Genomic DNA, 22619 nt, shown 5'->3' on the forward strand with positions numbered 1-22619 from the left:
GGAACATTCAACCGTGAATCAAAGGAAGACAAGCATGTACATCATCATGGGAGGCACCGGCCACGTCGGCTCGGCGACCGCGCAGGCCTTGCTCGCGCGCGGCGCCCCGGTCACCATCGTTACGCGCCGCGCGGCCCGCGCCGCGCACTGGCGCGCGCTGGGCGCCGATATCGTCGAGGCCGATGCCGAAGACGTGGCCTCGCTACGCGCTGCCTTCAGGCGCGGCCGCCGCGCCTTCCTGCTGAACCCGCCCGCCGACCCCTCCACGGATACCGACACCGTCGAAAGACGCACCGTCGCCAACATATTGGCGGCGCTGCAGGACGCCGGCCTGGAAAAGGTCGTGGCCGAGTCGACCGGCGGTGCGCAACCCGGCAGCCGCATCGGCGACCTGAGCGTGTTGTGGGAGCTGGAAGAAGGGCTGCGGAAGCAAGCCTTGCCGTCGGCCATCAACCGCGCCGCCTACTACATGAGCAACTGGGACGGCCTGCTGGAAACGGCGCGCGAGTCGGGCCGCCTGCCCACGCTGTTCCCGGCGGACCTTCCCATTCCGATGGTGGCCCCGGACGACCTGGGGGTAGCGGCCGCCGCGCGTCTGATCTCGGGCGTGGAGGACGACGGCATCCGCTACGTGGAAGGGCCCCGGCGATACACGCCCAACGATGTCGCGCGGGCTTTCCAGGAAGCGCTGGGGCGGCCTGTCGAGGTGGAAGTGATTCCACGCGATCAGTGGAAATTGGCGTTCCTGAACCAGGGGTTCTCCGAAGCGGCCGCCAAATCCTATGCACGGATGACCGAGGCCGTCGTCGATAGCGGATTTGATCTCTCGGACGATCCGCTGCGGGGAACAACGGCGTTGGAGGATTATGTGCGGGATCGGGTAAGGGGCGGGCGGGACACGCTACTCAGTTAGACTACGGCCCAATAATCCACTCAAGCTGACGTTTTCGGTGTGATCCAACCCGAGCGATGGCATCGCTATATGCACTACATCAAGGCGCTGCTGCACAAGTTCTTCGCGGTTCGTTCGACACTCGGACGTATTGGTAGATGGGCCACGTACCTGATCGCATTTTTCGTCGGATTGTCGATAATTGGTCCCTTCATTGCTTCCCCCGCGTACAAATTGCTGCGTGACCAGATAGCTGCACGTCCTCTTCTTGGCTACCTGCTGGACCCGGGGGACTGGATACGTGATCAACTCGTTGGGTACGTAGGCATTGTTTTCGCTGTATGGACGTGTGCATTCGCGGCCTATTGCAAATTCAAGGACAGAGTAGACGACCTTAATATTTACGTCGGTTATGCGTCCTCTCTTGCGAGAGGCATCGGAACGTTTCTTATCACCTTATTTGTGCTGATTGCCGGAATAGGTATATCCCCCGTGCTGGGCTTGCACAGGGAATCCGTCCATATCCCAATCGTGTCCCTTGCGTTCGTCGGATTTGGTATGCCGGGTCTATTCTTTAGCTGCGCTAAAGTCGGTTTCAAGCGGAGCTCGCTGCTTGATAATGTTGCACCTCATGCCGTTGTTGTGTGTGGGCTGCTGACGGCGGCGACTATCATTTATGGCGCCACTGCGAATCTCGTTGGACTGGCGCGCTTCCTGCTCAAACACGGTTAGGCTTGCCGCCAGGGCGCTGACACTATCATCCCGGCGAAGCCGGAACGACGGCAAGGTCCCGGCAACGCCAACGCCAACGCCGCCGTCCCTAAGCATTCCGCCTATCGCTCCACCGCCGGCGTATCCCCCGCGCCCATGTCCCAATACAGCCCGGTCATCAGGCACAGCCCCTGGCGCATCAACTCGGGCGGCAGATGTTCATTGGGCGCGTGCTGCGAGCAGCCGGGGTAGGAGTGCGGCACCCAGATCGTTCTCAGGCCCAGCACGTCAGTGAAGATGTCGTTGGGCAGCGAGCCGCCCAGGTTGGGCAGCAGCGCGGTCTTTTCGCCCGAGGTGCGTTCCAGCGAATCGACGGCCCAGCGCACCCAGGCGTCGTCGGGATCGATGCGGGTGGCGCGGAACATGTTTTCGCGGGTCATTGCGATCTTGACCATCGGAAAGCCCTGGCGGTCCAGGTGCCGGCGCAGGGCGGGGACGAGGTCCTCGGGGTCGACGCCCACCACGAAGCGCAACTGGCAGCGCGCCCAGGCGCGCGGCGGGATGGCGTTGACGGGCGTGTCCGGGTTGCCGGTCTTGTAGGCCAGCACCTCGAAGGAACACCAGCCGAACACGCGTTCGGCGGGGGACAGGCCCGGTTCGCCCCAGTCGGGTTCGATCTCGGGGCCGTCCGCGCCGCCGTCCACCTGGCAGTCGGCCAAGGCGCGCCGCACGGCGTCCGGCAGTTCGGCGGGCACCCATTCGGGGATGCGGATCTGGCCGGTGGGCGAGACGATGGTGGAGATGGCGTGCGCCAACTGGATGCCGGGGTTGGAGATCAGGCCACCCCAGTTGCCGGAATGATGGCCGCCCGCGCGCGCTTCGATGCTCAGGTCGATGTTCAGGCTGCCGCGCGCGCCCAGGAAGATGGTCGGGCGCGCGGCGCTGAGCCGCGGGCCGTCCGAGGCGATCAGCAGGTCGGCCGCCAGCAGTTCCCGGTGCTCGGCGCACAGGTCGCGCAGCCCCATGGAGCCGGTTTCCTCGCCCATCTCGATCAGGTATTTGGCGTTGAAACCCAGCCTGCCGCGCGTTTCCAGCACCAGGCGCAGGGCTTCCATGTTGATGGTGTGCTGGCCTTTGTTGTCGGCGATGCCGCGGCCGTACCAGCGGCCCTCGGATTCTGTCAGCGCCCATGGCGACAGGCCTTCCTTCCATTCGGGTTCCAGCCCGCGGATGACGTCGCCATGCCCATAGCCCAGCACCGTGGGCAAGGCGGGATCTTCGATGCGCTCGGCATACAGGAAGGGCGCCAGCGCCTTGGGATGGGTCAGCGTGCGGCAGGTGAAGCCCAGGGCTTCGAAGGCCGGCCGGATCTCGGTCTCCAGGTAGTCCGCCAGGACGGCGGCGCGGGCGGGGTTCTGGCTTTCCGTGGGCAGCGCCAGCCGGCGCGCGAGCAGCGCGCGGAAGGCGCCGGAATCAAAGCACTGTTCCGCTTGGGCGATGGCTTGTGCGCGGGTCATGGCTGTCGAACTCCATTGGAAGTAGAAGGGGCGGATGGATAGAGGTGGCAGGCCACCACGGCTTGCTCGCGCAAGGCCAGCGCGGGCCGTTCGGTCTTGCATTGGGCCATGGCGTGCTGGCAGCGCGGGTGGAAGGGGCAGCCGGCGGGCGGGTGCAGGGGGTCAGGAAACGACAGTCCCAGGCCCATGTCGGGGATGCCCAGTCCGGGCTCCGGCGTCAGCACCGAGGCCAGCAGGGCCTGCGTATAGGGATGGCGCGGGTCGTGGAACAACCGGGCGGTGGGCGCCGATTCGACCACGCGGCCCAGGTACATCACCGACACGTGCGTGGCGATGTGCTCCACCACCGCCAGGTTATGGCTGATGAAGACATAGGTCAGGTTGAATTCGCGGCGCAGGTCCATCAGCAGGTTCATGATCTGCGCCTGCACCGAGACGTCCAGGGCCGAGGTGGGCTCGTCGCAGATGACGATCTCGGGGTTCATCACCAGCGCCCGCGCGATGGCCACGCGCTGGCGCTGGCCGCCGGAGAGCTGTCCGGGCGTGTTGTGGGCCAGCCGGGGCGGCAGGCCGACGCGCTCCAGCATCTCGATGGCCTTGTGCAGCTTGGGGTTGGCGATGCCATGCACCTCCAGCGGCAGCGACACGATGGACGCGATGGAGCGGCGCGGGTTCAGCGACGAATACGGATCCTGGAAGATGGGCTGCACGCGCCGCGCCAGCGCGCGCCGGTCCATCTGGCGGATGTCCTGCCCGTCCAGGCGGATGGCGCCCTCCGACGGCGGCGTCAGGCCCAGCAGCATGCGCGCCAGGGTGGATTTACCGCAGCCGGATTCACCGACGATGCCGAGGACTTCGCCCCGCTGCACGGACAGGTCCACCCCATTGACCGCGTGCAGCGTCGCGCGCGGGCGGAACATGCCGGTCCGCACGGTGAACTGCCGGCTGACGGCATCGGCTTGCAACAGCGCGCTCATGCCGGAACTCCTTCGGCGCGGCGGATGCAGCGCCATTGCTGGCCGGGCGGCTGGCCGTGGATGGGAACGGTATGGCGGCATTCCGGCTGCGCGTAGGGGCAGCGGTCGATGAAGGCGCAGCCGCGCAGGTCGCCCACCAGCGACGGGACCACGCCGGGGATGGTGCCCAGATGTTCACCGGGCGCGGTGCGGCCCGGCACGGGGATACAGCCCAGCAGTCCCTGCGTGTACGGGTGGCGCGGCGTGGCGAAGATGTCGGCCACGGGGCCTTCTTCGACGATCTGCCCGGCATACATCACCGCCACCTGGCGGGCGATGCGAGCCACCACGCCCAGGTCGTGGGTGATCAGCACCATGGCGATGCCCAGCTCGGCCTGCAGGTCGGCCAGCAGCCGCAGGATCTGCGCCTGGATCGTGACGTCCAGCGCGGTGCTGGGCTCGTCGGCGATCAGCAGTTCGGGCCCGCACATCAGCGCCATTGCGATCATCACGCGCTGGCGCAGGCCGCCCGACAACTGATGGGGATACTGTGTCAGCCGCTGGCCCGCCGAGGCGATGCCGACCTTCTCCAGCAGTTCCACCGCGCGGTCGCGGGCTTGCTGGCGGCTGGCGTGGCGATGGTGGATGTAGTGTTCCGTCAATTGCTCGCCGATGGCGTAGGCCGGGTTCAACGCTGTCATCGGCTCCTGGAAGATCATCGCCATCTTGCTGCCGCGCAGCGCGTTGATGCGCCGTCCGCGGGCCTTGGACAGGTCTTCGCCCAACACCGCCAGCCGGCGCGTGCTGCGCTGGGCCGCCTTGGGCAGCAGGCCCATGATGGCCAGCGAGGTCATGGATTTGCCGCAGCCCGATTCTCCGACCAGGCACAGCGTTTCGCCGCGCCTGACCTGGAAGGACACGTCGCGCACGGCGTGCAGGGGGCCCCGCGGCGTGGCGATGTCGACTGTCAGTCCCTGTACGTCCAGGACGATATCCGTGCCGTTCATGCTCAGGCCCTCTCTTCAGGCGTCAGGAGTTGATGCAGTCCGTCGCCGGCCAGGTTGATCGCGAAGATCAGCAGCGCCAGCGCCGATCCGGGAATGGCGATCAGCCAGAACGAGAAGAACATGTAGGCCTTGGCCTCCGAGATCATCAGGCCCCAGGACGGCAGCGGCGGCTGCACGCCCAGGCCCAGGAACGACAGCGAGGCCTCCAGCAGGATGGCGCTGGCGGCTTCCAGGGTGGCGATGACGATGAGCTGCGGCACCACGTTGGGCAGGACCTCGCCCCACACGATGCGCCAGGTGGAGGCGCCCGCGGCCTGCGCCGCGGCCACGTATTCCAGCGAGCGCACCTGCTGGGTGGCGCTGCGCATCACGACGGCGTAGCGGTCCCATTTGAGCAGGCCCAGCACCAGGATCACGACCCACAGCGATCCGCCCACGATGGCCACGGTGGCCAGCGCCACCAGGATGACGGGCATGGACAGCCGGGTGGTGATCAGGAACGACACGGCCATGTCGACCTTGCCGCCGAAGTAGCCGGCGGCCATGCCCATGGCGGTGCCGATCAGGCCGGAGATGAGCGCCACGCTGACGCCGATCAGCAGCGAGATCCGCGCGCCGTAGAACAGCCGCGACAGGTAATCGCGCCCAAGCTGGTCGGTACCCAGCGGGTGCAGCCAGGTGCCTTTCTCGTACCAGACCGGCGGAGCGGTGCGGTAGGCCAGGTCCTGGAAGTAGGGGTCGTGCGGCGAGATCCACGGAGCCAGCAGCGCGATCAGCACGATGACCAGCAGGATGCCGCCACCGACCAGCAGCGCTTTGTTGCTGCGCAGGCGGCGCCAGCGCAGCGCGGACGCGGACAGTTCCAGCGGCGCCGGGGCGGGTGCGCCGGGTACGGATGGGGTGAGAATAGGCGTGGTCATGTCAGGACACCCGGATGCGCGGGTCGAGCCACGCGTTGGCGATATCGGCGGCGAGCGTCAGCATGACGTACAGCACCGAAAGCAGCAGCACGATGAGCTGCATGACCGGATAGTCCTTGTACGTGATGCTCTGGTAGGCCAGGTAGCCCAGCCCGTCCAGCGCGAAGATGGTTTCGATGACAACCGAGCCGCCCAGCAGGTAGCCCAGCTGCACCGCGGCCAGCGCCACCACCGGCACGATGGCGTTGCGCAGCGCATGCTTGAAGATGACCTTGCGCGCCGGCAGCCCCTTGGCCCGCGCGGTGCGGATGTAGTCGGCGCCCAGCACCTCGATCATGCCGGCCCGGATCAGGCGCATGAAGGCGGGCGCGACGTAATAGCCCAGTGCGATGGCCGGCATGACGAAGTGCTGCCAGGTGCCGCTGCCGGACACGGGCAGGATGCGCAGCGAGATCGAGAACAGCATGATCAGGATCAGCGCGAAGAAGAAGTTGGGCAGGGCCTGGCCCAGCACGGCGATGGCCAGGCACAGGCGGTCGATCAGGCTGCCCTTGTAGATGGCGGCCAGCACGCCCAGCGGGATGGAGATGGCCAGCGCGAAGGCCAGCGCGGCCACGCCCAGCTTCAGCGTGGTCGTGAGCTTGGACAGGATTAGCGGCCCGGCTTCGGTCTTGAAATACACCGAGGTGCCGAAATCGCCCTGCAGGATGTGCCAGAGCCAGTCGGCATATTGCACCGCCAGCGGCCGGTCCAGCCCATAGGTCTTGCGGATCATGTCGATGTCGGCCTGACGCGCGCCTTCGCCCGCCAGGGCCAGCGCCGGATCGCCCGACAGGTGCAGCAGCAGGAACGCCAGGACGGATACGGTCAGCGCCACCAGCGCCGCCAGGCCCAGGCGCCTGATCGTGAAATAAAGCATAGGACTTCCTCTATGTTCAGCAACGCCGGGCGCGCGCAACGCCCGCCCGGCGTGAACCGCGCCTTACTTCCAGCTCATGTCCCAGAAGCGCACCAGCTCATCCGAGTAGGGCTTGAAGTTCACGTCCTTGGTGGCGACGTAGTAGGCGGGCAGCGTCCACAGGGGCACGGCGTAGGCCTTTTGCGCGATCAGGTCCAGCGCCTCTTTGTAGGCCGCCTTGCGCGGGCCGCTGTCGATGGTGTGGTCGCCCTTGTTGAGCAGTTCGCGCACCTTGGCGTCGCGGGTGATGTCGTCGTTGCCGAAGGCGAAGTACACGGGCGTGGACGCCGACACGTCGTTGACCAGATTGGAGCCCCAGGTCTGGTGGGTGAGCGACGCCTTGTTGGCGCGGATCATGTCGCGCATGGCCGCATACTGCAGGAAATTCAGCTTGGCGCGGATGCCGACGGCCTGCAGATAGTTGATGATGGCTTCGGTCTGGTTGCGCTCGCGGTACGCCACGATGTCGATGTCGAAACCGTTGGGGTAGCCGGCTTCGGCCAGCAGCTTCTTGGCCAGCGCGGGGTCGTACTTGTAGGTCGGGGCGCCTTCCTGCGTGCAGCCGACCTGCGACGGCGTGCAGATGGTGTTGATGAGCCCGCCGCCTTCGCCCACGATGTTCTTGAGCATGGCGTCGCGGTCGATCGCGTGGATGATCGCCTTTCGCACGCGCTCGTCCTTGAGCTGCGGCGCCGGCGTGCCTTCCAGGATATTCATCTGCATGAAGACGATGCGCATCGTGTTGCCCGTGACCATCTGCAGATTGGGCATGCCGCCCAACTGTTCGGCCTGGTCCTTCGGGACGCTCATGATCAGGTCCTCGCCGCCCGAGATGACCTCGGCCATCTGCGTCTGGCGGTCGGGAATGAAGCGGATGACCACCTTGCCAATCTTGGGCTGCGCCTTGGGTGAATCCTTGAAGTAGTCGGCGTTGCGCTCCAGCGTGATGGACTTGCCGGGCTGGTAATCCACCACCTTGTACGGACCCGAGCCCACGGGTTTCGCGTTCATGCCCTTGGGGCCGACTTCCTGGTAGTACTTGGCGGGATGGATGGCCGCGGTGGTGGACAGGTATTCCTTGGCGCCCGGGAAGGGTTCCTTGGTCGTGAGGCGGACCTTGTACTTGTCGATCTTCTCGACCTTGTCTATCCAGGACACGTTCTGCTGCGTGACGGCCTTGTTCTTGGGGTCGGCCACGTAGTTCAGCGTGTAGACCACCGAGTCCGCGTCGAACTCCTCGCCGTTATGGAATTTCACGCCTTCGCGCAGCTCGAATTCCATGGTCTTGTCGTCGACCTGTTTCCAGCTCTTGGCGAGCTGGCCCTTGTACTCGTTGGTGACCGGGTCGCGGTAGAGCAGGGTGTCCCACACGTTGGCGGCGATGATGACGCCGATGCGGACGTTGTTGAAGTAGGGGTCCACGCTTTCCGGCGCCTGGTCATAGGCCATGCGCAAGGTGTCGTCTTTTTTGCCGGCGAACGCTGGCTGGGCTGCCAGCGCGGCGCAGGCCAGCAGGGCGGCGGCCAGGCCCTTCAGCGGTGTGGAGCAGCGGGAGGACAACGCGGGTGAGACGGGTTTGAAGCGACTATCAGCCATGGTGAAGGCTCCTCTTGAAGACACTACATGTGTTGCGTATCTATCGTCTCGCTCCGGCTTTTCAGCGCCGCCTCGCATTTGCGCTGCAGGTGCTGCCGCATGATGGCGGCAAGGCGGTCCGCGTCGCGCGCGTCCAGGGCCTCGGCCATTTCTATGTGTTCGCGCATCGCCAGATCCCATTTCTGACGGTTTTCGTTCGAGACGAAGCGCAGGTTCTGGATCCGCGCGTTCTGCGCCTCGTAAAGCTGCTTGAGCAGGCTGTTGTGCGACGCCAGGCTGATGCGTTCGTGGATCTCGCGGTTGGTGCGGTAGTAGGTGGGCAGGTCATGGCGGGCATGGCTGGCCATCATTTCGTACGTCAACGCGCGGATTTCGGCGATTTCCTGGTCGGTCGCCCGCTCGCAGGCCATGCGGCACGACATGGCTTCCAGCCCGCCGATCACCTCGAACGCTTCGCGGATGTTCGCTTCCGACAGCGCCACCACCTGCGCGCCGCGGTTCGGCTCGATCTGCACCAGCCCTTCGGATGCCAGCAGGCGGAAGGCCTCGCGCAGCGGCGTGCGGGACACGCCCAGCAGGTCGCAGAGCATGCGTTCATTCAGGCGGGACCCTGGGGGAAATTCGCCCTGGATGATGCGTTCGCGCAGTTGTCCGGCTGCCGTGCCCGCCAGCGTGCGGCCGTTGCCGGCGGCGCGGGCCGCGGGCTGCGGCGCGGGCTGCGGCGCGGGACCGGCCACGGCGTCGGCCGAGGCCAGATCCGGCATCAGACTAGGATCGCTGCTCATTGGTATACAAAAATTCCCCGTGTTTTGCGAAACTATAAACCTGTCTTTCATGCTTGAATGATGGGTGTATACCCTAGGTTATCGCCATAAAAACAATGGGATAGAGTGACGCATGCCGCAAGTCCGCATGCCCGGCAAACGTTAATCGTCTGCTGCGCAATCTTCGCTGGTATACAAAACGTCCACTGTGGGGCTACGCATGCTTTCGCTGAACAATCACCCGTCCGGCCGCCATTTTTTGCAGATTCCCGGGCCCACCAATGTGCCCGACCGGGTGCTGCGCGCTATCGACCAGCCCACCATCGATCATCGCGGCCCGGAGTTCGGGGCGCTGGGGTTGGCGGTGCTGGCGGGGATCAAGCAGGTGTTCCAGACCGACGCGCCCGTGGTGATCTTTCCGGCGTCGGGCACCGGTGCCTGGGAAGCCGCGCTGGTCAACACGCTGTCGCAAGGAGACCGGGTGCTGATGGTGGAAACCGGGCACTTCGCGAGCCTCTGGCGCAAGCTGGCGGGACGCCTGGGCCTGGAGGTGGACTACGTCGAGGGCGACTGGCGCCATCCCGTGGACGCCGCCGTGATCGGCAAGCGCCTGGCCGAAGGCACGCAGCACCGCATCAAGGCCGTGTGCGTGGTGCACAATGAGACCTCCACCGGCGTCACCAGCGACATTGCCGCCGTGCGCGCCGCGATAGACAACGCGGCGCATCCCGCGCTGCTCATGGTGGACACGATTTCCTCGCTGGGCTCCATCGACTACCGCCACGACGAATGGGGCGTGGACGTCACGGTGGCCGGCTCGCAGAAGGGGCTGATGCTGCCGCCGGGCCTGTCGTTCAACGCGGTCGGCCCGCGCGCGCTGGCCGCCGCCGAGACGGCGGGCCTGCCGCGTTCCTACTGGGATTGGCGCGAGATGCTGGGGCCCAACGCCAAGGGCTATTTTCCCTATACGCCGTCGACCAATCTTTTGTATGGCCTGCACGAAGCGCTGGCCATGCTGCAAGCGGAAGGGCTGCCGCAGGTATTTGCGCGCCACGAGCGCCATGCCCGCGCCACCCGGCTTGCGGTGGCCGCCTGGGGGCTCGAACTGTTGAGCCTGGATCCGGCCGCGCACAGTCCGGCGCTGACCGCCGTGCTGATGCCCGAAGGCCACAGCGCCGACGCGCTGCGCAAGATCATCCTGGACCGGTTCGACATGTCGCTGGGCCAGGGCCTGGGCAAGCTGTCCGACCGCATCTTCCGCATCGGCCATCTGGGCCACTTCAACGATCTGACGCTGTGCGGCACGCTGGCCGGCGTGGAAATGGGGCTGGCCGCGGCCGGCGTTCCGCACCGTCCGGGCGGGCTGCAGGCGGCCATGGAATTCCTGGCCCGCGCGCCGGAAAGCGCGGCGGGCTGACGCGCCCCGAGCTTGATGACAGACATACACAACGAGGGAACCAATGAATACGCTCATGCAGCAGGCGATCCAGTTCGCCAATGAACACGAATCCACCTGGGACCGCAGCGTCAAGGGCAACTTTGGCGTGCATCTGAATGATCCGCCGCCCTGGAACCGCCTGCTGGGCCCGATCCACGATCGCGGCCCCGTGTCGGGCGTGGTGGTGGTCGACGGCAAGACGGTCGCCTCGTGGGGCGAGCCGGACCGCGCCGACCTGACGTTCAGCGTCGCCAAGCTGTACCTGGCCATCCTGGCCGGCGTGGCGCATGACCGCGGCCTGCTGCCCGACGTGGACGAGCCCGTGGGCAAGCGCGTGCCGGGCATCGGCTTCGACGACGGCCAGAACGCCGACATCACCTGGCGCCACCTGCTGCAGCAGACGAGCGAATGGGAAGGCGAGCGCTTCGGCGTGTCGGATCAGGCGGATCGCTACCGCGCCGTCACCTTCGGCGTGCCGCCGGACGGCAAGAAGGGCGACGCGCGTCCCCTGCAGCGTCCCGGCACGTACTGGGAATACAACGACGTGCGCATCAACCAGCTTTCCTATGCGCTGCTGCACCTGTTCCGCAAGCCGCTGCCGGACGTGTTCCGCGAAGCCGTCACGCGCCCGATCGGCGCCAGCGAAGACTGGCAATGGGTGGGCTATGACGAGGCCTGGGTCGAGATCGACGGCCAGCGCATGCCGTCCGTGCCGGGCGGCTCGCACTGGGGCGGGGGCATGTCCATCAGCGCCCGCGACCAGGCGCTGATCGGCCAGATGCTGCTGAACGATGGCCAGGCCAACGGCCGCCAGATCCTGTCGCGCGAATGGATACAGGCCATGCGCACGCCCTGCGAAATCGCGCCGTACTACGGCTACCTGATCTGGCTGAACCACGACGGCCGCGTATTTCCCAGCGTGCCGGCGTCCAGCTTCTTCGGCGTGGGGGCGGGCAGCTCGTTCACCTGGGTCGAACCCGAGCGCAAGATGGTGGTGATCGTGCGCTGGCTCAATTCCGCTCACGCGGATGCGCTGTTCGGGAAGATCCTGGCGGCGGTGGACGCTGACGGGCAGTGATGAACACGCCCGCGACGATGCGATCGCAGCGGGCGCCATCGAAGGAAAAGGCGTCGTTCAACGCGACGTCGATCTGGCTGGCCAGCCCTTCGCGCAACAGCCCGCGGGCGCGGAAGTAGCGGGTCCGCACCGTGGCCTCGGGAATGTCCAGCGCCAGGGCTACCTCTTTCACGCTCAGTTCCTCGACCGCCCGCAAGACGAAGACGATACGGAAATCCTCGGGCAGCAGGTCGATGCGGTCTTCCAGCAGCCTGCGCATCTGGGCGCGCATCGCGGAATATTCCGGCCGGCGGTCGGGATCGTCGGTCAGCGACGCTTGGATATCGGGGTCGATGGCGTTCATGGCGGCATCCAGAGGTATGACTTGCGCGTTCCTGGGTTGCAGGCGCCCAAGCGCCTCGTTGACGACGATGCGCACCAGCCAGGTCGACAGCCTGGCCTCGGCACGAAAGCCGGCGAGTGCGCGCCAGGCGCGCAGATACGCCTCCTGAAGCGCATCCTCGGCCTCCGCGTCACTCTTCAGAATGCTGCGCGCGGTGCGGAACAGCAGGCGGTTGTTGCGCCGCATGATGGCCTCGAACGCCGCTTCGTCTCCCGTGGCCGCGCGCGACACGAGCTCGGCTTCGGGCGTCTGCGGTGAGATGGGCGCCGTCGTCTGATGCAGGGGATTCAGCATGGGGACTCCCTCCCGGGCCTCGATGGGCCTCGTCGGACTCGTTGGTTCCTATTTGCCGGCGCGGCCGACGCCGTGGTGATAGACCAGTGTGCCCCCCAGCCACCCGCCAACCGCGAGGCAGAAGAAGCCGGCGGCGTCCAACAGCAGGGAAAGCGTGTCGGGCGCCAGCGGACGCAAGTCCTCCAGCCGCAGCAGCAGGCGGACGGTGAACAGCGTGCCGGCGAGCAGCATCGTCCCCATGTGCCAGTAGGCAACCCGCAACGCCGGGCCTTCGGGCACCCGGGGTAGTTCGATCATGCCCGCCAGCATGGCAAGAAGCGCCATGACGCAGCCCACCGCGAGCAACCCGCCCGACCAGCGCCAGGCGGCCTCGCCGAACCAGATTCCGGCGAAATCCGCCACCACCGCCAGCGACCAGCAGGCGATGGGAAAATGCACCAGGGCGGGGTGCAGGGGATGGCGCGGCTTCACAACAGCACGCTTGCCAGGGTCAGAAAGCCCGCGACGGCGACGCCCGCGTGTATCACCACCACCGCCTTGGGCGGCAGCTTCTTGCGCGCATGGAACGAGGCCAGAAAAAACCCGCCCAGCGCCGCCACCAACAGCAGCACGAAGCCGATCATCACTTGCTGCGGCGCATTGCCTCGGACGAGCAGGGTGATCAACAGGACGAGGCCCGCCGCGCCCAGCAGCGCGTGCAGCAAGGACAAGGCCCAGGGGGCGAACTTGTTGCGCAGCACATGCGCCGCAAGCACCAAGCCGCCGACAGCGGCGACCGCGAATATCACGACGGCATAGCTCAACATGGATGTTCTCCTTTTGCGCGCACCTGACCATTGGATGGCGCCACGGTGAGCTACGTTCCCGAGGGCAGGGTTTCCTCCATGGCCGGCCGCCGGGTAACATCCAGACCTCATCCTCCGACTAGGAAATCACGCCATGAACTACCGCCGACTGGGAACCAGCAATCTTCGCGTATCGCCGCTATGCCTGGGCACCATGATGTTCGGAGAACAGACGCCCGACGACGAGGCCGCGCGCATTGTCGCGTCGGCGCGCGACCATGGCCTGAATTTCATCGATACCGCGGACGTCTACAACGAGGGCCGTTCGGAAGAGGTTGTGGGCAAGCTGCTGAAAGGACAGCGCCACGACTGGGTGCTGGCCAGCAAGATCGGCAACGCTGTCGGCAAGGGTCCGAACCTGGCGCATTACTCGCGCCAGTGGCTGATACGTGGCGTCGAGCAAAGCCTGTCGCGCCTGGGCACGGATTTCATGGACATCCTGTACCTGCACCGCGACTATCACGAAGAAAACCTGGAAGAGGCGTTGTGGGCGCTGGGCGACCTGATCCGCGCGGGCAAGCTGCGCAGCTTCGGCCTGTCGAACTTCCGTGGCTGGCGCATCGCCGAAGTGTTGCGGCTGTGCGAAAAAATGGGCGTGCCGCAGCCGGTCGTGTGCCAGCCTTACTACAACATGCTGAACCGTGGGCCTGAAGTCGAGATCCTGCCCGCCTGCAAGCATTACGGCCTGGGCGTGGTGCCCTACAGCCCGATCGCGCGCGGCGTGCTGACCGGCAAGTACCAGCCGGGTCAGGCGCCGGCGGCGGACACCCGCGCGGGACGCGGCGACCGCCGCATCCTGGCCACCGAGTTCCGCGAGGAATCCCTGCTGATCGCGCAAAAGCTGGTGCAGCACAGCGCCGCGCGCGGCGTGCAGCCTGGCCATTTCGCTACCGCCTGGGTGCTGGCCAATCCCATCGTCACCGCCGTCATCGCGGGTCCGCGCACGCTGGCGCAAATGGACGATTACTACGCGGCGCTGGATGTGGCGATCACGCCCGAGGACGAAACCGTGGTGGACGGCTGGGTCACGCCGGGCCACGCGTCGGCCCACGGCTACAACGACCCCAGCTATCCGTTCTACGGCCGTCCGGTGACGGCCGCCTGAACCTGGCCGGCGCCTCTGGATGCATGCCTCCGGGGGACCGGGGCGCAGGCGTCCACGATGCGCCCGCCGGGCCGCTCAGGTCCTTGAGGCCTCAGCCGGGGGCACGCGCGGGTTCCGCCGCGATGCCGTGCAGCATCATCTGTTCGGCCATCTGAGCAATGCCCAGCCGGGCGACGCGTCCGCGCCGCTCGGCGTCCACCATGCTGGTGATCACCGCCAGGAATAGTTCGCTGAGCCCGGCTGCCGGAATGTCCACGCGGAAGGCGCCTTCCCGCTGTCCGCGTAGAAAGAACGCATCCAGCGTTTCCTGAAAGCCGGACCAACTGCTCATGATGGCCGCGTCCAGTTCGGTGTCGGGCTTCCAGTTGTAGATCAGGAAAACCGTCAGTTCCTTGTGCGCCAGATGCTGTTCGATCAGTCTGCGCAGGGCCTCGGGCGGGGCGGCGCAATCCAGGTGCGAGTCCGCCAGCGTCTGCTTCATCACCTGGGCGCAATGCGTCATCAGGCGCAGCACCAGCTGGTCTCGCGTCTTACAGAAGCGGTACAGCGTCGCTTTGCTGACGCCGACGGCCTTTGCCAGTTCCTGCAGCGTCGCCCGCGGCTGGTCCACCATCGCCAACGCCAGCGCGACCAATAGCCGCTCGTGCCCCGCATCGTCAGTCATTGCCTGCCCCCGTCATGTGTTGGATCGCGCCTTGGTCCGGCATTGGATCATGGCCGATTCAGTTTGTACAAACTTTGGCTAATTAATCAAGAAATATCTGAAAGTCCCCGATTTTTATAAATTATTGGATCTTATGAATCATTATTGATTCAAATTAGCCTATAAGGTACCATCGGCATCTTATTGAATTCAAGTCGCCGCGGGGCGGGGGGTATCGAGTGATGTTGAACAAAGAATGGCGGCTGCCCCTGGCGGCATTGGCGATGGCGACGCTGCTGGCCGGATGCGGCGGGGCCGATGATGCGCCGCCGCAGGCGGCAGGCCCCCGGCCGGTGCAGGTGCTGGCGGTGCAGCCCGAGCGCTTCACCTTGTCCAGCGCGTTGCCGGGACGGGTGGAACCCATGCGGGTCGCCGAAGTGCGCGCCCGCGTGGCGGGCATCGTGCTGAGCCGCGATTTCGAAGAGGGCGCGGACGTGAAGGCGGGCGATGTGCTGTTCCGCATCGACCCGGCGCCTTTCAAGACGGCGTTGTCGCGCGCGCAAGGCGAACTGGCCAAGGCGGACGCCGCCGTGTCCGATGCGCAGGCCATCGTCCGGCGCTACGCGCCCCTGGTCAAGATCGAAGCCGTGAGCCAGCAGGATTTCGATACCGCCAACACCACGCTCAAGAGCGCGCAGGCGGCTCGCCGTTCGGCGCAGGCGGATGTGGAAACCGCGCAGTTGAACCTGGACTACGCCACGGTCAAGGCGCCGATCTCCGGACGCATCGGCCGCGCCCAGGTGACCGAAGGCGCGCTGGTGGGCCAGAATGAAGCCACGGTGATGGCGACGGTGCAGCAGTTGGATCCGGTCTACGTGGACTTCAACCAGCCGGTGGGCGACATGCTGCGCATGCGCGGCGCCATGCAGGACGGCAGCCTGGGCGAGGGCGCCAGCATCTCGATCACCATCGACGGCACCGACCAGAAGCGCGATGGCCGCCTGCTGTTCTCGGACATCGCCGTGGACCGGACCACGGGCCAGGTGGCCCTGCGCGGCGAGTTTGCGAATCCGGACGTGCTGCTGCTGCCCGGCATGTATGTGCGCGTAGAGACGCAGCAGGGCGTGGACCCCGCGGCGATCCTCGTGCCCCAGCGCGCCGTCACGCGCAGCACCGATGGCAAGCCGCAGGTGCTGCTCGCGGGCCAGGACGACGTCGTCGAATCCCGCGCCGTGCAGACCGGCACGATGCGCGGCAGCGACTGGCACATCACCGCGGGCTTGGCGCCCGGCGACCGGGTCATCGTCGGCGGCGTCAATGCCGCGGTGCCTGGGCAGAAGGTCAGCGTGACCGCCGCGCCCCAGCCCGTGGCCGCCACGCCCGAACCGGCGCGGCCGGATGCGGCCAAGGCGCAAATCGCCACTGCCGGCAATGCCGCCGGCCCGGCGGCGAACTGAACGCCGTTCCTGTAGCGCGCGCACTCCGAGGTTAGAACATGTCCAAGTTTTTCATTGGCCGCCCCAATTTCGCCTGGGTGGTGGCCATCTTCATTTCGCTGGCCGGCCTGCTGGCGATTCCGTCGCTGCCGGTGTCGCAGTTTCCGGTGGTGGCACCGCCCCAGGTGACCATCGCCGCCACTTATCCGGGCGCGTCCGCGACGGTGCTGGTCGATTCGGTCACCAGCGTCATCGAAGAGGAGCTGAACGGCGCGAAGAACATGCTGTACTACGAGTCGTCCAGCAGTTCGAGCGGCAGCGGGTCGATCACCGTCACGTTCCAGCCGGGCACGGATCCCGACCTGGCCCAGGTGGACGTGCAGAACCGCATCAAGAAGGCAGAGGCGCGCCTGCCCACGGCCGTGACGCAGCAGGGCCTGCAGGTTGAACAGGCCAGCTCCAACTTCCTGATGATCTACGCCCTGACCTACAAGGGCGAAGATGCGCACAAGGACGTGGTCGGCCTGTCCGACTACGCCGCCCGCCACATCAACAACGAGATCCGCCGGGTCAACGGCGTCGGCAAGGTGCAGTTCTTCGGCGCCGAGGCGGCGATGCGCGTCTGGATCGATCCGCAGAAGCTGCTGGGCCTGGGGCTTTCGGTGGCCGACGTCAACGCGGCCATCGCGGCGCAGAACGTGCAGGTTCCCGCCGGCAGCTTCGGCAGCCGCCCGGGCTCGCCCGAGCAGGAGCTGTCCGCGACGCTGGCCGTGAAGGGCACGCTGGACAACCCCGAGGAGTTCGGCCGGATCGTGCTGCGCGCCAACGCCGACGGCTCGTCCGTGCGCCTGGCCGACGTGGCACGGCTGGAAGTGGGCCGTCAGAGCTATGACTTCGAAACCCGGCTGAACGGCAAGAAGGCGGTGGGGGCGGCGGTGCAGCTTGCGCCGGGCGCCAACGCCATCGACACGGTCAAGGCCGTGAAGGCAAGGCTGCAGGAACTGTCCGCGTCCTTCCCCGAGGATGTGGCGTACTCGGTGCCGTTCGATACCTCGCAGTTCGTGAGCGTGGCGATCACGAAGGTGGTCCACACGCTGCTGGAAGCCATGGTGCTGGTCTTCCTGGTGATGTTCCTGTTCCTGCAGAACTTCCGTTACACGCTGATCCCCGCCATCGTGGTGCCGGTGTGCCTGCTGGGCACCTTCGCGGTGATGTCGGTGCTGGGCTTTTCGGTCAACATGATGACGATGTTCGGCATGGTGCTGGCCATCGGCATCTTGGTGGACGACGCCATCGTGGTGGTGGAAAACGTCGAGCGCATCATGGCCGAGGAAGGGCTGTCGCCGCGCGAGGCCACGGTCAAGGCCATGGAGCAGGTGTCCGGCGCCATCGTCGGCATCACGCTGGTGCTGTCGGCGGTGTTCCTGCCGCTGGCGTTCATGAGCGGCTCGGTGGGGGTGATCTACCAGCAGTTTTCGCTGTCGTTGGCGGTGTCGATCCTGTTCTCGGGCTTCCTGGCGCTGACGTTCACCCCGGCCCTGTGCGCAACCTTCCTCAAGCCCATTCCCAAGGGCCACCACGAGGAAAAGAAGGGCTTCTTCGGCGGCTTCAACCGCGCCTTCAACCGCCTGACGGGACGCTTCGAGGCGTTGAATTCGCGGCTGGTCAGGCGCACCGGCCGCTACATGGTGATCTACGTGGCCATCGTCGCGGTGCTGGGCGTGCTGTATGTGCGCGTGCCCGAATCCTTCGTGCCGCCGGAAGACCAGGGCTATGTCATCGTCGACGTGCAGCTTCCGCCGGGCGCGACCCACACGCGCACGGACAAGGTCGTGGCCGACGTCGAGCAGCACCTGATGTCGCTGGACGCCATGGGCGACGCCTTCACCATCATGGGCTTCAGTTTTTCGGGCACCGGCCAGAACGCGGGCATCGCGTTTCCGACGCTCAAGGACTGGTCCGAGCGCGGCAAGGGCGAATCGGCCGCCGACGTGGCCAACAGCGTGAACGAGCGCTTCGCGGTGATCGACGACGGCGCCATCATGGCCGTCAACCCGCCGCCCATCGATGGCCTGGGCAATTCGGGCGGCTTCGCCCTGCGGCTGCAGGACCGTGGCGGCCTGGGCCGGGCCGCGCTGACCGAAGCGCGCGACCAGTTGCTGGCCCAGGCCAACGGCTCGCCCGTGATCGCCTACGCCATGATGGAAGGGCTGGCCGACGCCCCGCAGCTGCGGCTGGACATCGACCGCCAGAAAGCCGAGGCGCTGGGCGTGGGGTTCGACGTGATCAGCACGGCGATCTCGTCGGCCTATGGCTCGGCCACGGTGAACGACTTCGCCAACGCCGGGCGGCTGCAGCGCGTGGTGGTGCAGGCCGACGTGCGCGACCGCATGACCCCCGAGAGCATCCTGCTGCTGAACGTGCCGAACCGGTCGGGCGGTATGGTGCCGCTGAGCGCGTTCGTGAAAACGGACTGGGAGACCGGGCCGGTCGAGATCTCGCGCTACAACGGCTATCCCGCCTTCAAGATCGCGGGCGACGCCATGCCGGGGCACAGCACCGGCGAGGCCATGGCGGAGATCGAGCGCATCGTGTCCGGGCTGCCGGACGGCATTGGCTACGAATGGACGGGCCTGTCCTACCAGGAAAAATTCGCCGGCTCGCAGGCGCCCATGCTGTTCGCCCTGGCGTTCCTGGTGGTGTTCCTGCTGATGGTCGCCCTGTACGAAAGCTGGGCCATTCCCGCGTCCGTCATGCTGATCGTGCCGATCGGCGCGCTGGGCTCGGTGCTGGCGGTGACGCTGCTGGGCATGTCCAACGACGTGTACTTCAAGGTGGGCCTGATCACCATCATCGGCCTGGCGGCCAAGAACGCCATTCTGATCGTGGAGTTCGCCAAGAGCCTGCGCGAGCAGGGCCATACGTTGGCCGACGCCGCCATCCAGGCCGCGAAGCTGCGGTTCCGTCCCATCGTGATGACGTCGCTGGCGTTCATCCTGGGCGTGGTGCCGCTGGCGCTGGCGACCGGGGCGGGCGCGGCCAGCCAGCGCGCGCTGGGCGTGGGCGTGATCGGCGGCATGCTGACGGCCACGCTGCTGGGCGTGATCTTCGTCCCTGTCTTCTTTGTGTGGGTGTTGTCGCTGGTGCGGCGCAAGCGGGGCGAGTCTTCGCCGGCATCCGCCGCCGCGCCGCGCGCGGCCCAGGAGTGATTCCATGATGCACGCTTTCTTTCCCTTGAAACTCTCCGCGCTGGTCCTGAGCGCGGCGCTGGCCGGGTGCTCGCTGGCGCCCGTATACGAACGTCCCGCCTCGCCCGTGGGCGACCACTGGAGCCAGGCCGCCGCCGGATCGCAGCCGTCTTCCGCGGCGACGCTGGACTGGCAGTCCTTCGTCACCGACGACGCCCTGCGCAAGCTGGTGGAACTGGCGCTCGAGAACAACCGCGACCTGCGGCAGGCGCTGCTGAACATCGAAGCGGCGCGGGCGCAGTACCGCATCGAACGCGCCGACCGCCTGCCCGGCATCAATGCGCAGGGCACCGGTACGCGGCAGCGCGTGCCGGGTGACCTGAACAGCACGGGCGCGGCCGGCGTGCAGAGCAGCTATCAGGCGGGGGTGGGGCTGACCTCGTTCGAGATCGATCTGTTCGGGCGGGTACGCAGCCTGTCGGATGCGGCGCTGCAGGAATATCTGGCGACCGAGGCCACGGCGCGCGGCGCGCAGATCAGCCTGGTGGCCGAAGTGATCCAGTCCTATCTGGCCCGCGACAGCGCGCAGCGCCGCCTGCAGGTCACGCGCCAGACTCTGGCCAGCCGCGAGGCCTCGCTGGAACTGATCGTCAAGCGGCGTCAGGCCGGCACGGCCACCGCGCTGGATTATCAGGAAGCCCTGGGACTGACCGAGCAGGCGCGCGCCGAGCAGGAACGCATGGACCGCGAGGTCCGGCAGGCCGGCAATGCGCTGGGCCTGCTGGTGGGGATCAGCGACCTGTCGCCATACCTGCCGCAGCGGCTGGCCGACGCGCCGATGCTGGTGCAGGAGATCGCGGCGGGCGCGCCCTCCGAATTGCTGGAGCGGCGGCCGGACATCCTGGCCGCCGAGCATCAGCTCCAATCGCGCAACGCCAGCATCGGCGCGGCGCGGGCGGCGTTCTTTCCCAGCATTTCGCTGACCGGCCTGTTCGGAAGCTCCAGCGCCGACCTGTCCGGCCTGTTCGATTCCGGCCAGCGCGCCTGGTCGTTCACGCCGCAGATCACGCTGCCGATCTTTGCCGGCGGGCGCAACGCCGCCAATCTGGATCTGGCAAGCGTGCGCAAGGACATTGCCGTGGCGCAGTATGAAAAGACCATCCAGACGGCGTTCAAGGAGGTCTCCGACGCGCTGGCGGCCACCGACACCCTGCGCCGCGAGGAAGCCTCGCGGCTTGCGCTGGCGCAATCCAGCCAGGAGGCCATGCGCCTGTCCGAAGCACGCTACCGGGGCGGCGTGGACAGCCATCTGCGCTATCTGGACGCGCAGCGCAGCGCGTACACGGACCAGTTGGCCTATATCGACGTCAGCACCCAGCGCCAGGCGGCGCTGGCGGCCTTGTTCAAGGCGCTTGGCGGCGGCTGGCCGGCGGCGCGGGGGCCGCAGGCCGCGCTCGATTGATCCGCCGGCCTGGCCGGTTCACGATTGAGTCGCTGGCCCGGCCGGCTCATCACTGATGCGCCGGCCTGGCCGGCTCAGGCCTTGCGCAGCCCCGGGCTGGGGATGGCCGGCTGGGACGCGTCATCCTGTCCGGCCGGCTGCCTGCCGCGTCCGATCAGCCAGGCGCACAGCGCCGACACCACGCCCGCGAACATCACGTACAGGCAGATCAGCCAAGGCTGGCCGCCGCCCGTTTTGAGCAACGCGGTGGCGATGATGGGCGTGATGCCCGACGCGAAGATTCCGGAGAACTGGTAGACGAACGAGATGCCGGTGTAGCGCACCTTGGCGTCGAAGAGCTCGCAGAACAGCGCGGCCTCGGGTCCGTAGATGGCGGCGTAGAGGATGCCGAAGGGGATGATGATGGCCAGCCAGATCAGCATGACGTTGCCGCCGCTGTTGATCATCAGCCAGAAGCCGGGAAAGGACGCCGCGGCGGTGATGAGCGATCCCCAGAAATAGACCCGCGTGCGGCCGATGCGGTCGGACAGGCGCCCAAAGAACGGGATGAAAAAGCACATCACCAGCGCCGCGGCCATCACGCCGATCAAGGCCTCGGTCCGCGTGATCTGCACCGACTGCGTCAGGAACGAGATCGAAAACACGCCGAACACATTGAAGAACACGCCGTCGATGTAGCGCGCGCCCATGCCCTTGACGACGTTGCCGGGATAGCGCCGCATCATGTCCATGAAGGGGATGCGGCTTTCGGCGTTGCTGGCCTTGACCGCCGTGAACTCCGGCGTCTCCTTGATGTTCAGGCGGATGTACATGCCCACCATCACCATCGCCGCCGAGGCCAGGAAGGCGACGCGCCAGCCCCAGGCCATGAACTGCGCGTCGGTCAGCAGGGTGGACAGCAGCGCCACCGTGCCCGAGGCCAGGCACAACCCGATCGCCAGCCCGATCTGGGGCAGCGACGCGTAAAAGCCTTTCTTGTCCGGCGGCGCGTATTCATAGGCCATCAGCACCGCGCCGCCCCATTCGCCGCCCAGCCCGATGCCCTGGAACACGCGCAGCAAGAGCAGCAGGATCGGCGCCCAGATGCCGATGCTGTCGTAGGTGGGCACCAGGCCGATCAGGAAGGTGGCGACCCCCATGATCATCAGCGTCATCACCAGCATGCTCTTTCTGCCGATGCGGTCGCCGAAGTGCCCGAAGATCAGCCCGCCCAGCGGCCGCGTCACGAAGCCGACCGCGAACGTGGTGTAGGCCAGCATGGTGGAGACCAGCGGATCGCCGGTGGGGAAGTACAGCTTGTTGAACACGATGCCGGCGACGACGCCATACAGGAAAAAGTCGTACCACTCGATGGTGGCGCCGATCAGCGACGCGGTGACGACTTTGCGCACCGCGGCTTCGTTTTGCTTGGCCATGTCTAGTCTCCT

General features: G+C 66.6%; 20 protein-coding genes. 8 read left to right on the top strand and 12 right to left on the bottom strand.

Annotation, left to right across the window (positions count from 1 at the left end):
* Positions 1-34: 34 nt before the first annotated feature.
* The gene (locus ASE30_RS03915) at positions 35-913 is read left to right on the top strand and encodes an NmrA family NAD(P)-binding protein (protein WP_057282916.1); all 879 of its coding nucleotides are present in this window, start codon (positions 35-37) and stop codon (positions 911-913) included.
* Positions 914-982: 69 nt separating this feature from the next.
* Positions 983-1624, top strand: a complete 642-nt coding sequence (locus ASE30_RS03920) for a hypothetical protein (RefSeq protein ID WP_057282917.1) — start codon at positions 983-985, stop codon at positions 1622-1624.
* A 101-nt stretch (positions 1625-1725) separates the two neighbouring features.
* Here the strand turns inward: ASE30_RS03920 and ASE30_RS03925 are convergent, their stop codons facing one another.
* From ASE30_RS03925 to ASE30_RS03955, 7 genes are all read right to left on the bottom strand, one after another.
* On the bottom strand, positions 1726-3120 hold the full coding sequence (locus tag ASE30_RS03925; RefSeq protein ID WP_057282918.1) for a M20 family metallopeptidase: 1395 nt from the start codon (positions 3118-3120) through the stop codon (positions 1726-1728).
* Positions 3117-4097 carry an ABC transporter ATP-binding protein gene (locus ASE30_RS03930; protein WP_057282919.1) on the bottom strand — a complete coding sequence of 327 codons (981 nt, stop codon included), beginning with the start codon at positions 4095-4097 and terminating at the stop codon, positions 3117-3119. The genes ASE30_RS03925 and ASE30_RS03930 overlap by 4 nt, the downstream gene beginning before the upstream one ends.
* Complete coding sequence (locus tag ASE30_RS03935) at positions 4094-5083, bottom strand: ABC transporter ATP-binding protein (protein ID WP_057282920.1); 990 nt, start codon at positions 5081-5083, stop codon at positions 4094-4096. The genes ASE30_RS03930 and ASE30_RS03935 overlap by 4 nt, the downstream gene beginning before the upstream one ends.
* A gap of 2 nt (positions 5084-5085) precedes the next feature.
* Positions 5086-6003, bottom strand: coding sequence for an ABC transporter permease (locus ASE30_RS03940; protein WP_057282921.1), 918 nt, complete (start codon positions 6001-6003; stop codon positions 5086-5088).
* A gap of 1 nt (position 6004) precedes the next feature.
* Complete coding sequence (locus tag ASE30_RS03945; RefSeq protein WP_057282922.1) at positions 6005-6922, bottom strand: ABC transporter permease; 918 nt, start codon at positions 6920-6922, stop codon at positions 6005-6007.
* A gap of 63 nt (positions 6923-6985) precedes the next feature.
* The gene (locus ASE30_RS03950) at positions 6986-8557 is read right to left on the bottom strand and encodes an ABC transporter substrate-binding protein (protein WP_057282923.1); all 1572 of its coding nucleotides are present in this window, start codon (positions 8555-8557) and stop codon (positions 6986-6988) included.
* 23 nt (positions 8558-8580) lie between these two features.
* Positions 8581-9342 carry a GntR family transcriptional regulator gene (locus tag ASE30_RS03955; RefSeq protein WP_082601436.1) on the bottom strand — a complete coding sequence of 254 codons (762 nt, stop codon included), beginning with the start codon at positions 9340-9342 and terminating at the stop codon, positions 8581-8583.
* 199 nt (positions 9343-9541) lie between these two features.
* Here ASE30_RS03955 and ASE30_RS03960 point away from each other — a divergent pair, with 199 nt between their 5' ends.
* Positions 9542-10738: an alanine--glyoxylate aminotransferase family protein gene (locus ASE30_RS03960; protein WP_057282924.1), complete on the top strand. Its 1197-nt coding sequence runs from the start codon at positions 9542-9544 to the stop codon at positions 10736-10738.
* Positions 10739-10781: 43 nt separating this feature from the next.
* Positions 10782-11837, top strand: coding sequence for a serine hydrolase (locus tag ASE30_RS03965; RefSeq protein WP_057282925.1), 1056 nt, complete (start codon positions 10782-10784; stop codon positions 11835-11837).
* Here ASE30_RS03965 and ASE30_RS03970 read toward each other — a convergent pair.
* The 3 genes from ASE30_RS03970 to ASE30_RS03980 are packed head-to-tail and all read right to left on the bottom strand — an operon-like array spanning position 11770 to position 13319.
* Positions 11770-12513 (bottom strand): RNA polymerase sigma factor, encoded by a 744-nt coding sequence (locus ASE30_RS03970; protein WP_057282926.1) that lies wholly within the window; start codon positions 12511-12513, stop codon positions 11770-11772. The genes ASE30_RS03965 and ASE30_RS03970 overlap by 68 nt on opposite strands.
* 48 nt (positions 12514-12561) lie before the next feature.
* Positions 12562-12984 (bottom strand): DUF2231 domain-containing protein, encoded by a 423-nt coding sequence (locus ASE30_RS03975; protein WP_057282927.1) that lies wholly within the window; start codon positions 12982-12984, stop codon positions 12562-12564.
* Positions 12981-13319 (bottom strand): hypothetical protein, encoded by a 339-nt coding sequence (locus ASE30_RS03980; protein WP_057282928.1) that lies wholly within the window; start codon positions 13317-13319, stop codon positions 12981-12983. The genes ASE30_RS03975 and ASE30_RS03980 overlap by 4 nt, the downstream gene beginning before the upstream one ends.
* Positions 13320-13452: 133 nt before the next feature.
* Between ASE30_RS03980 and ASE30_RS03985 the strand changes: the two genes are divergently transcribed.
* Positions 13453-14463 (top strand): aldo/keto reductase, encoded by a 1011-nt coding sequence (locus ASE30_RS03985; RefSeq protein WP_057282929.1) that lies wholly within the window; start codon positions 13453-13455, stop codon positions 14461-14463.
* 91 nt (positions 14464-14554) lie between these two features.
* Here the strand turns inward: ASE30_RS03985 and ASE30_RS03990 are convergent, their stop codons facing one another.
* Complete coding sequence (locus ASE30_RS03990) at positions 14555-15127, bottom strand: TetR/AcrR family transcriptional regulator (RefSeq protein WP_057282930.1); 573 nt, start codon at positions 15125-15127, stop codon at positions 14555-14557.
* Positions 15128-15348: 221 nt separating this feature from the next.
* On the opposite strand from ASE30_RS03990, the gene ASE30_RS03995 reads away from it, so the two are divergent.
* Genes ASE30_RS03995 through ASE30_RS04005 form a run of 3 tightly spaced genes read left to right on the top strand, consistent with a single transcriptional unit; the run spans position 15349 to position 21192 of the window.
* The gene (locus tag ASE30_RS03995; RefSeq protein ID WP_057282931.1) at positions 15349-16563 is read left to right on the top strand and encodes an efflux RND transporter periplasmic adaptor subunit; all 1215 of its coding nucleotides are present in this window, start codon (positions 15349-15351) and stop codon (positions 16561-16563) included.
* A gap of 38 nt (positions 16564-16601) precedes the next feature.
* Positions 16602-19751 carry an efflux RND transporter permease subunit gene (locus ASE30_RS04000; protein WP_057282932.1) on the top strand — a complete coding sequence of 1050 codons (3150 nt, stop codon included), beginning with the start codon at positions 16602-16604 and terminating at the stop codon, positions 19749-19751.
* 4 nt (positions 19752-19755) lie between these two features.
* Entirely contained in the window at positions 19756-21192 is a 1437-nt protein-coding gene (locus ASE30_RS04005; RefSeq protein WP_057282933.1) for an efflux transporter outer membrane subunit, read from the top strand.
* Between the two features lie 74 nt (positions 21193-21266).
* Here ASE30_RS04005 and ASE30_RS04010 read toward each other — a convergent pair whose 3' ends face one another.
* Positions 21267-22607 carry an MFS transporter gene (locus ASE30_RS04010; protein WP_057282934.1) on the bottom strand — a complete coding sequence of 447 codons (1341 nt, stop codon included), beginning with the start codon at positions 22605-22607 and terminating at the stop codon, positions 21267-21269.
* Positions 22608-22619 lie beyond the last annotated feature (12 nt).

This window comes from Achromobacter sp. Root83 (assembly GCF_001428845.1).
In the GTDB taxonomy this organism is placed as follows: domain Bacteria; phylum Pseudomonadota; class Gammaproteobacteria; order Burkholderiales; family Burkholderiaceae_B; genus Achromobacter.